General features: G+C 64.5%; 11 protein-coding genes. 7 read left to right on the top strand and 4 right to left on the bottom strand.

Annotated elements, in window-relative coordinates:
- The 7 genes from PYR64_RS17220 to PYR64_RS17190 all read left to right on the top strand — a co-directional run bounded on the left by PYR64_RS17220 (window position 1) and on the right by PYR64_RS17190 (window position 7,264).
- On the top strand, window positions 1-771 hold the full coding sequence (locus PYR64_RS17220; RefSeq protein WP_275776562.1) for an amino acid ABC transporter ATP-binding protein: 771 nt from the start codon (window positions 1-3) through the stop codon (window positions 769-771).
- Window position 772: 1 nt separating this feature from the next.
- Complete coding sequence (locus tag PYR64_RS17215; protein ID WP_018778143.1) at window positions 773-1,411, top strand: amino acid ABC transporter permease; 639 nt, start codon at window positions 773-775, stop codon at window positions 1,409-1,411.
- Window positions 1,408-2,061 (top strand): amino acid ABC transporter permease, encoded by a 654-nt coding sequence (locus PYR64_RS17210; RefSeq protein WP_039243131.1) that lies wholly within the window; start codon window positions 1,408-1,410, stop codon window positions 2,059-2,061. The genes PYR64_RS17215 and PYR64_RS17210 overlap by 4 nt, the downstream gene beginning before the upstream one ends.
- Before the next feature lie 26 nt (window positions 2,062-2,087).
- Window positions 2,088-2,930, top strand: a complete 843-nt coding sequence (locus PYR64_RS17205; RefSeq protein WP_082499733.1) for a transporter substrate-binding domain-containing protein — start codon at window positions 2,088-2,090, stop codon at window positions 2,928-2,930.
- Window positions 2,931-3,037: 107 nt separating this feature from the next.
- Window positions 3,038-4,279 carry an ROK family protein gene (locus tag PYR64_RS17200; protein ID WP_275776558.1) on the top strand — a complete coding sequence of 414 codons (1,242 nt, stop codon included), beginning with the start codon at window positions 3,038-3,040 and terminating at the stop codon, window positions 4,277-4,279.
- Window positions 4,280-4,372: 93 nt separating this feature from the next.
- Window positions 4,373-5,743 (top strand): MFS transporter, encoded by a 1,371-nt coding sequence (locus PYR64_RS17195; protein ID WP_110505145.1) that lies wholly within the window; start codon window positions 4,373-4,375, stop codon window positions 5,741-5,743.
- A 12-nt stretch (window positions 5,744-5,755) separates the two neighbouring features.
- Entirely contained in the window at window positions 5,756-7,264 is a 1,509-nt protein-coding gene (locus PYR64_RS17190; RefSeq protein WP_275776556.1) for a carboxylesterase family protein, read from the top strand.
- An 83-nt stretch (window positions 7,265-7,347) separates the two neighbouring features.
- Here PYR64_RS17190 and PYR64_RS17185 read toward each other — a convergent pair whose 3' ends face one another.
- The 4 genes from PYR64_RS17185 to araB are packed head-to-tail and all read right to left on the bottom strand — an operon-like array spanning window position 7,348 to window position 12,293.
- Window positions 7,348-8,259, bottom strand: a complete 912-nt coding sequence (locus PYR64_RS17185) for an aldose 1-epimerase family protein (protein WP_275776555.1) — start codon at window positions 8,257-8,259, stop codon at window positions 7,348-7,350.
- Window positions 8,256-9,791 (bottom strand): L-arabinose isomerase, encoded by a 1,536-nt coding sequence (gene araA / locus PYR64_RS17180; protein WP_275776554.1) that lies wholly within the window; start codon window positions 9,789-9,791, stop codon window positions 8,256-8,258. Before araA ends, PYR64_RS17185 begins: the two co-directional genes overlap by 4 nt.
- A 55-nt stretch (window positions 9,792-9,846) precedes the next feature.
- On the bottom strand, window positions 9,847-10,554 hold the full coding sequence (locus PYR64_RS17175) for an L-ribulose-5-phosphate 4-epimerase (protein ID WP_018778151.1): 708 nt from the start codon (window positions 10,552-10,554) through the stop codon (window positions 9,847-9,849).
- Entirely contained in the window at window positions 10,551-12,293 is a 1,743-nt protein-coding gene (gene araB / locus PYR64_RS17170; RefSeq protein ID WP_275776553.1) for a ribulokinase, read from the bottom strand. Before araB ends, PYR64_RS17175 begins: the two co-directional genes overlap by 4 nt.
- Window positions 12,294-12,342 lie beyond the last annotated feature (49 nt).

Raw genomic sequence — 12,342 nt, 5'->3', positions numbered from 1 at the left:
ATGCAAGAAGCCGCCCCGCAGGACCCGATCGCCATATCGCTTGAGTCCGTCACCAAGCGGTATGGGGACCATACGGTGATCAACGACGTGTCATTGTCCGTGCGGGAGGGCGAGGTGATCGCCATCATCGGACCCAGCGGAGCCGGCAAGAGCACGCTGCTGCGATGCATCAACCTGCTGGAGGTTCCGGACAGCGGCAGGATCACGGTGGAAGGAAACCACGTGGACGCCGGACACCAGATCAGCCACAAGGACCTGGTCCGCCTGCGCCGCAATGTGGGCATGGTGTTCCAGTCGTTCAACCTGTTCCCGCACATGACCGTGCTGCGGAACATCTCGCTTCCACAGGAACGCGTCCTCGGCCGCAACACCAAGGACGCCGACGCGCGCTCGCTGGCACTGCTTGAGCGGGTGGGGCTCGCGGACAAAGCCCGGCAGTATCCCAGCCGGTGCTCGGGCGGACAGCAACAGCGGATCGCCATTGCACGGGCATTGGCCCTGGACCCCCGGGTGATGCTCTTCGACGAGCCCACGTCGGCACTGGACCCCGAGGTGGGGCTCGAAGTCCTTGCCGTCATGCGTGAGCTTGCTGCCGAAGGGATGACCATGGTGGTGGTCACCCACGAGATGCAGTTCGCCAAGGATGTCTCCGACAGGGTGGTGGTCATGGCCGAAGGCGCCATCCTCGAGGAAGGCGATCCCGCCGTCGTCTTCACGGCCCCCACCATGGACCGAACGCGGAAGTTCCTCCGCGCCGTCCTGGAGCGCTGAGGTGGAGGCCTTGGCAGTGGTTTCGCAGGGCGTCACCATGACCCTCCTGCTGACCCTCTCATCATTCCTGCTGGGAGCCATCGGAGGAATTCCCTTGGCGCTTGCCCGCCGGTCCCGGATACCAGCGGTCCGGTTCATTTCCCGCGCCGTCATCGAGTTGCTGAGGGGCATCCCTCCGCTGGCGTGGTTGTTCATCATCTACTTCGGCATCGGAACCGGTGTGATCGAACTGAGCTCCTTCGCCGCTGCCGTCATAGGTTTCGGGCTGGTGGCTTCGGCCTACATGGCGGAGATCTACCGCGGCGGCCTGACCGCCATCCATGAAGGCCAGTGGGAAGCCAGTGACGCATTGGGACTCTCCCGGGGCGCGACATTGGCCACCGTTATCGGGCCGCAGGTCCTTCGCGTTTCGATCCCGGCGGCTGCCACCTTCGCCATTGGTTTGTTGAAGGACTCCTCCGTGGCATCAGTCATCGGGGTGCAGGACACCATCTACTGGGCCAGCCATGAGTCCACGGTCAGTGGTGACGCCATTGTTCCGTTCCTCTACGCGGCCGGACTGTATGTCGCCATGACCATTCCCTGCGCTTGGGCCACCCGGCAGCTGGACAGCAGGCTCCGGAAGCGGGTTGCGCGATGACATTCTTCAACGATTGGGTGGACTATTTCCCGGACCTGCTTGGCGGGCTGGGCGTCAGCCTCCAACTCACACTCGTCACTTTGCTGATCGGACTGCCCGCCGGATTGCTCCTGGCCCTGGGTGCCGGTTCCCGGAACAAAGTCCTACGGATGATCACCATCACTGTGATCGAAATAGGCCGTGGAACACCCGCCCTGGTGGTGCTGCAGTTGTTCTACTTCGGCCTTCCCAGTGCCGGCATGACGCTGACGTCCTTCGTGGCTGCATCGTTGGCGCTGGCATTCACTACGGCCGCTTACACCAGCGAGATCCTTCGCGGGGGCCTGCAGGCTGTTCCCGGCGGCGAGGTGGAAGCAGCGCATGCACTGGGAATGGCCCGGCGCGACATCCTGCGTTTTGTTGTGATTCCACAAGGAGTCAGAATCGCCATCCCGCCGCTCATGGGATTCGCGATCATGGTGTTCCAGGCAACCTCCCTGGCCTACACCATTGCCATGCCGGAATTGATGAGCCAGGCCTACTCCATCGGCTCCATCACTTTCCGCTACCTGAGCATCCTTACCCTCGCGGGCCTGATGTACGCCCTGATCACCATTCCCGCGAGTTCCCTGAGCAATTTCGTTGAGCATCGTTTGGCGCGTCACCGTTGACGCGCCGATTAGGCAAAGGAACCACCATGAAACTACGTATGATCGCGTCGGCCGTGGCCGCCGTGACGCTGGCCGCTGCTCTCAGCGGCTGTGGCGGCGGCAGCGAAGCCGCAGGATCCAAGACCGCCGCCGACTGCAAGCCGGCCTCCCAGTTCAACACCATGAAGAAGGGAACCCTGACGGTGGCCGTGTATGAGGCGCCGCCGTATGTGACTTTCAAGGGCAATGAACTCGGCGGGGTAGACGGCGATATCCTCATGGGCTTCGCCAAGAAGGAGTGCCTGGACATCGCCACGGTTTCTGCTGCCGCGGCAGCCGTCATTCCGACGGTCCAGGGCGGACGCGCCGACATCGCAACCGGTGGTTGGTGGCGTTCGGCGGCACGCGCGGAAATCCTGGCTCTGACGGACCCCATCTACACCGACCAGATGGTCCTGATTTCCAAGGATGGCCTGACAAAGGCCTCTGACCTGAAGGGCAAGAAGGTCGGCACGGTCAATGGCAATGTCTGGGTGGACGATGCCAAGAACTACCTGGGTGGCGACCTCCAGCTCTACAAGGCCCCTGTGGACCTGTTCCAGGACCTGAAGTCCGGCCGGATCGATGTTGGGATTGATGGATTCGGTGAGGCCCACAACAACAGCAATGGCCTGAAGGTCGAGGTCATGGAGCCGGACAGTGCCATCAAGGCCTCCCTCGAACCTCCCCAGACCTGCCTCCCGGTCACCAAGGACAACGCAGGACTACTGGCAGCCCTGAACGCTTATGTTGACGGGCTGCGGAAGGACGGCAGCCTGGAGAAGATCGTGGTCAACAACGGCTTCCCCGCATCTTCCATCAACACCGGGGCGGCACGGCTGATCGCCTGACCACCCAGGCAGGTCGCAGCAGATGCCGTTTTGAACGTTCAGGGCGGCATCTGTTGCCAGCCGATTGTGCCGGGCGGAGCTTGCCGTTCGTGTGACAGGCTAGCGTCATGGTCAACCACGTACGTGGCTCCGGGGCGCCGGGGCTTGAATCCGCCAGTTCGCTCGTCAGCGGTGACGTGCGCCGACATAACCTCGAACTGGTGGCTGGACACCTCGTGGAGCACGGTCCCAGTTCCCGCAGCCAGATTGCCGACGGCACGGGGTTGACGCGTGGCGCAGTGACAGCGTTGACCAGGTTGCTGGTGGAGGCCGGGACTATCCGGGAAGTTGAACCGGTCTCTGCGGGCGGAAAAGGCCGGCCGCAGACACTCCTGGAATTGGCCGCCGATGACGTAGCCCTGGTGGCCCTTCAACTGGACGCCGATGAGGCCACCGCAGTGCTTGCCTCCTTGGCCGGAGACGTCTTGTTCCGCCATTCGGAACATCACGGACGGCCCATGGGGGACCCGGAGCCTGTGTTGGACGTCTTGGCGGCAGTGCTGGAGCGTGCTGTGGCAGCGGCCGGGGGAATGGGCCGCCGCGTGGTGGATGTGACGGTGGTGGTCTTTGCACCGGTGCTTGGTAATCCGCCCATGGTCTTCGGCGATTCGGACATGGGCTGGGGCGAAGTGGATGTCCTTGATGGGCTTCGAAAGCGGGTCCCTGGATTACCGGAGAGCCTCTCCCTGCATTCGGACGCCGGATTCGCGGCCATGGCTGAATTCGATCTGCTCCCCGGCGTCAAGGACATGGTCTATCTGAAGAGCAATTCAGGAATCGGAGGGGCGGTCATTCTCGACGGCCGGCTCCTCACGGGAGCCCATAGCCTGGCGGGCGGCTTCGGACACCTTCCCATGGACCATCAAGGGGAACGCTGTGTCTGCGGGCAACGCGGTTGCCTGGTCCTGGTCGCCGGACCTGACGTTGTCCTGAAATCTGCCGGGCTGGGCGAAGAACTGGAATCCTTGGGCCTGGGCAGTGCCTTAGGGGAGCTGACCGAACGGATTGCACGCGGCGACGCGCGCGCAGTCGAGGCTTTCGACGCCGCGGCGGACTGGGTTGCCTGGGCCCTTCACGTCATCAGCCGTACCCTCGACCCCCAGACGGTGGTGCTGGGCGGATATTGGTCCGTGCTGGCTGACCGGATAGCCCGCTCCTTCGCCGAGCACGCACCGATCTCTCCTTCGCCGGACAGCTACCTGCCCACTATCCGGGCCGGGCAACTGGAGAACGAGGCGACGCTCCTCGGAGCCATCCGGGAATCGAGAAAACGGTTGCTCCGGGAGCCGCTCGAGGTGCGTTTAATTTAACCCTTGAATTATTTATGGATGCGGCGCATACTCAATCCCAAGTGATCATCGGTTTTCGATGATCCCGCCGTAACTTTCTCGATGAGGAGAGCCGTGTCCACACCCCTGCCTGAGATCAATTCCATGCCCCCGTCTGCGCAGGTTGCAGAGCCTGCGCAGGTCACCGGGTCCGCGCAGGTCACCGGCTCCGCGCAGCTCTCCCCGTTCGCTCAGATCAGCGAAGAACCTTCGCCCGCAACAGCAACAAGCCGGCCGGCCGGCAGGGGCCTGTTGCCGTCGCTGGCCATCACCTCCATGGTCCTGTTCGCCACCTACTCCGGACTCATCGCAGTGCTTCTGCCAAACCAGGTGGCCGCCATCGACGAGGCCAACAAGGTAGCCAACTTCGCCACCATTTCCACGGTCTCGTTCTTCTTCACGCTATTCGCCCAACCCGTTGTGGGGGCGCTGAGTGACCGGACACGGAGCAGGCTCGGCAGGCGGGCGCCCTGGATGCTTATTGGAGCCGCGATTGGCGCGGTGTTCCTCATGGGACTCGGCGGCCTCGAATCGATCTTCTGGATAGTGTGCTTTTGGGTGATCATCCAGGTGTCGCTGAATGCTTTGCAGGGCCCGTTCTCTGCGATTGTCCCGGACAGGTTTCCCCGGGAACGCCGGGGGATCGCCTCGTCCATGGTCGGTGTGGGCACGATGGCCGGCTCCACTGCCGGTGTGATCCTGGCAGGCAACCTCGCCGGCAATGTAGGCCTGGGCTATACGGTGTTCGGCATTGCAGTCCTCGTGGCCGCGCTGCTGTTTGTCCTGCTGCACCGCGACTTCCCCAGCAGGAACGTGACGCATCCCCCATTCCAGTGGAAGCAGTTCCTCGCAGGATTCGTCATCAGCCCCCGGCAGCACCCCGACTTCGCGTGGGCCTTCGCGGCCCGTTTCCTCTTCACCCTTGGCTACTTCGTGGTCTTCACTTTCCAGCTGTACATCCTGACGGACTACGTCGGCCTGGCGCTTGCAGAAGCCAACGCCAGCATTGGCCTGCTGAGCCTGGCCGGCCTCGGCAGCACCCTGATCTCCGTTTCGCTGGGTGGCTGGTGGAGTGACCGCATCGGCAAGCGCAAGGTGTTCGTCTACGTAGCGTCCGCATTGATGGTGCTGGGGCTGTTGATGCCGGTGATCATGCCGGACATCACCGGCATGATCGCCATGGGCGTCGTCAACGGATTCGGCTTCGGACTCTACATGGCCTGCGACACGGCCCTGATGACCGAAGTCCTCCCCGGTGGCGGTACTGCCGCCGCAAAGGATCTCGGAATTCTCAACATCGCCACCAACATCCCGCAGGCAATGAGTCCGGTCGTTGCCAGCGTGCTGATCAGTTCTTTTGGCGGATACCCCGCCCTCTTCATTTTCGGCATGGCAGCGGTGGCGATCGCCGCCGTCGTGCTTGTCCCCATCAAAAGCGTCCGATAGGAGCCCCACCGCATGACCCCGTCACTTTCCCAGGAGTTCGCAGAAGTCCCGACGACGGCAGGAGCCGTACGTGGCCGCTGGCGGGAAGGCTCCGCAGCCTTCCTCGGAATACCGTATGCCGAACCACCCATTGGCGACCTTCGTTTCGCTGAGCCCGTGCCGCACCGGCCATGGGAGGGCGTCAGGGATGCCCTCGACTATGGAGCCACGCCGCAGCGGAAACTTCCGGACTCGGAGCTGATCATTACTCCGGAGCCCTCCATTCCCGGCGACTCCATCCTCAACCTGAACGTCTTCACCCCAAGCCCTTCCAGGAACCCGGACGGTGGCCTCCCTGTGCTGGTCTGGATCCATGGTGGCGGCTTCATCGCCGGCTCGCCGGCGAGCCCCTGGTACGACGGTGTTTCGTTCAACCGGGACGGTGTGGTGACCGTCAGCATCTCCTATCGCCTGGGATTCGACGGATTCGGCTGGATTCCGGACGCACCCAACAACAGGGGCGTTCTGGACTGGATCCTCGCCCTTGAATGGGTTCGCGACAACATTGAAGCTTTCGGTGGGGACCCCTCCCGCGTGACGATTGCGGGTCAGTCCGCTGGAGGGGGAGCAGTGATGACTTTACTCACGGTGTCTCGTGCCCAGGCACTGTTCGAGAGGGTCATTTCACTCTCCGGAGTCCCCACCGAGAGGACGCTGGGCCAGGCGGAGGCCGCCGGCCGCCGCCTGGCCCAGTTGGGGGGAGTCGAAGCGACGCGCGCCGGCTTGTCGGCACTTTCCGAGGAACGCGTCCTTGAACTGCAGGCTGAAGTAGCGGGGATGGGTGGGACGCCCCAACATGCAGACCCCATCGCGTCGCTCGCTGACCTCATGCGGGACGGCCTGGTGTTTGGACCGGTGGTTGACGGCGTTCTGATTCCGGGGCCAACGGTTGAGGCCATGCGCCTGGGGAACGGTTCGGACAAGGCTCTGTTGGTGGGCTGCACTGACCATGAGTTCAACATGTCGACGGCGGGTGCCGGCCCGTTGTTGCCCAAGGAACCGGACGCGGCCCTGCTGGAAAGGTTGGGTGCCTCGCCGGAGATAGCCGAAGCCTACTTGGCAAGCCACCGGGGGCTTCCGAGCGAGGTCTTGGCTGGCCAATATGTTTCCGACAGGATTTTCCGCACGCCTACCCTGAACGTTGCCGAGGCCCGTGCCGGCTCGGCGGCACCCACGTGGGTTTACCGCTTTGCTTGGCGGTCACCGGTCACCGGGGATGCCGGCCATTGCTTCGACATCCCGTTCTTCTTTGATGTGACCTCTGCCGAACGTGTGGCCGCGATAGCCGGCGACGAACCGCCCGCGGCTTTGGCTGCGGACGTGCACGGAGCGGCGGTGGCCTTCATCCGGGATGGCCAGCCGGGGTGGACACCCTGGGACGCCGGTGACCACCAGGTGCGGGTCTTCGACGAGCCAAGCATCGACGTCGAGGACGGTTACGCGGACGTGCGGCTCCTGCAACACGTCCCCTCGGTCCGGTAGCGAAGCCGGAGTCCTTCCCGGTTGGTCGACGAAAGAGCCCGGCCCGCACGGAGTGTTTCCGTGCGGGGCCGGGCTCGTTGCAGCTATAGCGCGTAGATGCTCCAGGACGCCGTGTGTTCGGCGCCGGGTTCAAGCCGGACCAGGTCCGTGCCGCTGTTGAAGGCATCGGGTGGACACGTCATGGGCTCCGCCGCCAGGCCCAGCCGGTTGGGCAGGGGGTCTGGCTTGTCGGCGGTATGGATCTGCAGCCACTTGCAGCTTTCGTCCCATGACATACCAACACCGGACATACCGACTCCGGTGCCCGCCGGGTCGCGCAGTGACAGCCGCGCCAGCCCGCCGTCGAACGAGAGGTCCGTGAAGGCATGATCGATCTCTGTGCTGCCGATGGCCCGGGCGGTGCGGAAATCGAAAGCGTGGCCCTCCGTGGGGGCAAGACCCACCGGCAGGAGCCTGTCAGGTGTCACCTCGAGGAACGAGTCTGCGGCGAACTCAAGCACCCATTCATCCAGTGGCGACGGACCTGCCACCAGGTACGGGTGGGGGCAGACGCCGTGGGGTGCAGCGACGTCGGCCACGTTGCGTGCGTTCACGGTGGTGCGCAGGCCCTTCCCGTCCAGCTCATATCGTGCCGCGAGCTCCAGTACGAACGGGTAGCCCTCGCTTGGTCCCACGGTGCAGGTGAGGGTGAGCGAAGCGGCGTCGGACTCCAACAGGGCCCAATCGAGCACAAAGGCGAGGCCATGCAGCGCTGTTTCCCGCTCGGGTTCGTTAACCGGCAACTGATGCTCGACGCCGTCGAAACTGTACTTGCCATCAGCGATCCTGTTGGGCCACGGCGCGGCGATGATGCCACGGTAGTCCGGGATCGGGCCGCCTTCCGGGAAGGGAACCACCAGGTCCCGACCCTCGAACTGCAGGACACGCAACGCTGCGGCGCGGGCGGCCACAACAGCCGTGTAACCGCCGGCGGTCAGCGTGTATTCAGCGCTCACAGGCCGCCGGCCAGTTTGTAGTAGGCGGCGTTCCAGGCGAGTTCCTTCTTGAACTGCTTGATGGTGGTGTCCTCGTCAATGGTGAGAAGTTCGGTCTTTGCGATTTCGGCGAAGTCCTCGAACACGTCCAGGCCCACCTGCGTGGACAATACCGTGTGGTGCGCAGCGCCGGCAGTCAGCCACGCGGCGGCCGAGGTAGCGAAGTCGGGCTTCGGCTCCCAGAGCGCGCGGGCCACCGGAAGGTTGGGCAGCGGCTGGTCAAGGTCGACGACGTCCACCACGTTCGCGACCAAGCGGAACCGGTCGCGCATATCGGACAGCGCTACCACGACGCCGGGTCCGGCGTCGGTGTCGAAGACCATGCGGACGGGATCTTCCTTGCCGCCGATGCCCAGCGGGTGGATCTCGACGCGCGGCTTCCTGGCGGTCAGTGAAGGGCAAACCTCCAGCATGTGGGCGCCCAGGATCTTCTCCGAGCCGGGCTCCAGGTGGTAGGTGTAGTCCTCCATGAGCGAGGCGCCGCCGGGCAGCTCGCCGCCCATGACTTTGGCAGCTCGCACCAGGATGGCGGTTTTCCAGTCGCCCTCTGCGCCGAAGCCGTAGCCGTCAGCCATGAGGCGCTGGACAGCCATGCCGGGGAGCTGGCGCAGCTCGCCGAGGTCCTCGAACGAGGTGGTGAACGCTGCGGAACCGTTGGCTTCGAGGAAGCTGCGCAACCCCAGTTCGATGCGGGCGCTGTACCGCAGGGACTCGTGGCGGGCGCCGCCTGCCTTCAGCTCGTCAACCACCTCATAAAGGCGCTCATACTCCGCAACCAGGGCGTCGACGTCGGACTCTTCAGCGCCGTGGACGGCATCGACGAGCTCGTTGACGGACCAGGTGTTGACCGAGACGCCGAAGCGCAGCTCGGCTTCGGTCTTGTCGCCTTCGGTGACGGCGACATTGCGCATGTTGTCGCCAAAGCGGGTCAGCTTCAGCGTGCGGACGGCGGCCCAGCCCGCCGAGGCGCGCTGCCACGCACCCACTTGGCGGGCGACCTCAGGGTTGCTGACATGCCCGACGACGGTCTTCCGCGGCACGCCGAGGCGCGACTGGATGTACCCGAACTCGCGGTCGCCGTGGGCTGCCTGGTTGAGGTTCATGAAGTCGAAATCGATGTCCGCCCAGGGGAGGTCGCGGTTGGCCTGGGTGTGCAGGTGCAGCAACGGCTTGCGGAGTGCGTCCAGGCCCTGGATCCACATCTTGGCAGGGCTGAAGGTGTGCATCCAGGCGGTCACGCCGATCACGGAGTCATTCGAGTTTGCTTCCAGTGCGGTGCGGCGGATGGCATCGCTGTCCGTGAGGACCGGCTTCCAGACGAGCTTCACGGGGACATCGCCGGCAGCGTTCAGGACGTTGGCAATCTCCTGCGACTGCGCCGCGACCTGCTTGAGGACGTCCTCACCGTAGAGGTGCTGGCTGCCGGTGAGGAACCAGACCTCGTACCGGTCAAGCGATGTGGAGTTGGCGGAGGCGTTGTTGGCGGTGGGCATTTCGTGGGCTCCTGGGTGGCTTTGACGTAAGCGTGGGCTTGTTGGCTGGGCCGCCTCAGCGGCCGTAAACGTTCTGGTAGCGGTCGTACAGGGACTCGATCTTGGCCTGGTCAATGGGCAGCGGCTCCCCGAGCTGGCGCGAAATGTGGACGGTCCTGGCCACTTCCTCGCACATCACAGCGGCTTTGACGGCCTCGCGGGCGGATTTGCCGATGGTGAACGGGCCATGGTTCTGCATCAGCACTGCCGGTGAGTTGGAGTTCTTCAGCGTCTCAACGATGCCCTGGCCGATGGAGTCGTCGCCGATCAGCGCGAACGGTCCGACAGGGATCGGTCCGCCGAATTCGTCGCCCATCATGGTGAGCACGCAAGGGATTTCCTCACCCCTGGCGGCCCAGGCCGTGGCATAGGTGGAGTGGGTGTGCACCACGCCGCCGACCTCGGGCATGTGCCGGTAAACGTAGGCGTGCGCAGCGGTATCCGAGGACGGTGAAAGGTCCGGGTTGCCCCAGTCAACTGTCCCGCCGCTGCCGGTGTTCATGCCCCGGACGGGCGTGCCGAAAAGATCGGTGACCACCATGAGCTCCGGCCTGAGGTCATCGTAGGAAACGCCCGACGGCTTGATGACCATCAGGTCGTGCCCGGGGATGCGGCCGGAGACGTTGCCGGCGGTCCAGACCACCAGTTCGTAGCGGGTCAGTTCGGCATGGAGCCCGCAGACTTCCTCGCGGACTTTGGCGATGGTGTCAAGGAGGTTGCTCATGCGGACACCCGCTCTGCGGCATCGGAGGAGGAGTTCGACGCCGGTTCGGCCACCTCACCGGTGCCCTGCGCCTGGCGTTGGATCGCCTTGAGACGGTGCATGACGTTGTTGCTTCCCCGGCCGAAGTAGTCGTGGAGGGTCTTGTACTCCTGGAAGAGCACCTCGTACGCGGCGACGTTCTCCGGGATGGGCGTGTAGACAGCGCCGGGAGCGGCGGCCATGTAAGCGGCTGCTTCGCGGATGTCCTTGTACTTGCCGGCTGCCACTGCCGCGTGGATTGCTGAGCCAAGCGCTGGACCCTGTTCGGATCCGATGGTGGAGAGCTGCAGGCCAGTGATGTCGGCGTAGACCTGCATCAGGAATTTGTTCTTCAAGAGGCCGCCGGCCACGATGAACTCCTTGACCGGCACACCGGAATCGCGGAAGGCGTCCACGATGGTCCTTGTGCCGAAAGCGGTGGCCTCCAGCAAGGCCCGGTAGCTGTCCTCCGGCTTGGTGGCCAGGGTCTGGCCCACCACCACGCCGGAAAGCTCATGGTCCACCAGCACGGAGCGGTTTCCCGAGTGCCAGTCCAAGGCGATCAGGCCGTGCTCGCCGATGGCCTGCTTCTCTGCCAACTCAGTGAGGTACTCGTGGATCCCCAGGCCTTTCTCTGCTGCGGCCTGGTGGTACTCGGGGGGAACACCGTTCTTGGTGAACCAGCCAAAGATGTCGCCGACTCCGGATTGGCCTGCCTCGTATCCCCACAGTCCGTCCACGATGCCGCCGTCAACCACGCCACACATGCCGGGGACCTCGCGCAGCACGTCGCCGTTCATCACATGGCAGGTCGAGGTGCCCATGATGGCGACGAGCTGGCCGGGTTCAACGGCGTTGGCAGCCGGGGCGCTGACGTGGGCATCGACGTTGCCCACGGCCACCGCGATTCCTGCCGGCAGCCCGGTCCATCCCGCGGCTTCTTCGGTGAGGTAGCCCGCGGCATCTCCCAAGCGACCGATGGTGTGCTCCAGTTTGCTGCTGACAAAGTCCTTGAAGTCGGGGTTCAGCGCTGCCAGGAAATCCTCGGAGGGGTACTTGCCGTCCTGGAAGATGCCCTTGTATCCGGCGGTGCAGGCGTTACGGACGTAGTTGCCGCAGAGCTGCCAGACGATCCAGTCGGCCGCCTCCACCCAGTGGTCCATGGCGCCGTAGACATCGGGGTCTTCCTCAAGGAGCTGCAGGCCCTTGGCGAATTCCCACTCGGAGGAGATCAGGCCGCCATAACGCGGAAGCCAGGCCTCGCCACGCTCTTCGGCGAGTTCGTTGATGCGGTCCGCCTGCGGCTGCGCGGCGTGGTGCCGCCACAGTTTCACGAACGCGTGGGGGCGGTCCGCGAAGCGTTCCAGTTCGTTCAGCGGGGTGCCGTCCGCCGTCGTCGGAACCATGGTGCAGGCGGTGAAGTCAGTGGCTATGCCCACCACGTTGTCCGGGTTGATGCCGGCATCGGCGACGGCGGCCGGTACGGCGTTGCGCAGGACGTCGCGGTAGTCGTTGGGGACCTGGAGAGCCCAGTCGGCGGGCAGGCGGCGGCCGCTGCCGGGAAGGTTTTCCGTCACGACGGCGTGCGGGTATTCGAACACGCCGTTTCCGAGCTCGGCGCCATCCGATACGCGCACCACAACGGCGCGGCCGGACAGGGTGCCGTAGTCCACGCCGATGACGAACTGCTCATCGAGCGGACGGTTTTCAGAGGTATTCATGGGGGTCTCCATCCGGCTGGCCAGGGCCTCATTGCCGGGGGTCGGGGTG

It is taken from the genome of Paenarthrobacter sp. Y-19, from assembly GCF_029223985.1.
In the GTDB taxonomy this organism is placed as follows: Bacteria; Actinomycetota; Actinomycetes; order Actinomycetales; family Micrococcaceae; genus Arthrobacter; species Arthrobacter nicotinovorans.
Note: the sequence above shows the minus strand (reverse complement) of the source record. Positions and strands in the feature narration are given on the sequence as shown.

Bases quoted from the DNA above. Each gene is read 5' to 3' on its own strand.
- araB (WP_275776553.1), bottom strand. From the start codon at position 12,293: ATGAATACCTCTGAAAACCGTCCGCTCGATGAGCAGTTCGTCATCGGC.
- araA (WP_275776554.1), bottom strand. From the start codon at position 9,791: ATGCCCACCGCCAACAACGCCTCCGCCAACTCCACATCGCTTGACCGG.
- PYR64_RS17200 (WP_275776558.1), top strand. From the start codon at position 3,038: ATGGTCAACCACGTACGTGGCTCCGGGGCGCCGGGGCTTGAATCCGCC.
- PYR64_RS17210 (WP_039243131.1), top strand. From the start codon at position 1,408: ATGACATTCTTCAACGATTGGGTGGACTATTTCCCGGACCTGCTTGGC.
- PYR64_RS17190 (WP_275776556.1), top strand. From the start codon at position 5,756: ATGACCCCGTCACTTTCCCAGGAGTTCGCAGAAGTCCCGACGACGGCA.
- PYR64_RS17220 (WP_275776562.1), top strand. From the start codon at position 1: ATGCAAGAAGCCGCCCCGCAGGACCCGATCGCCATATCGCTTGAGTCC.
- PYR64_RS17175 (WP_018778151.1), bottom strand. From the start codon at position 10,554: ATGAGCAACCTCCTTGACACCATCGCCAAAGTCCGCGAGGAAGTCTGC.
- PYR64_RS17205 (WP_082499733.1), top strand. From the start codon at position 2,088: ATGAAACTACGTATGATCGCGTCGGCCGTGGCCGCCGTGACGCTGGCC.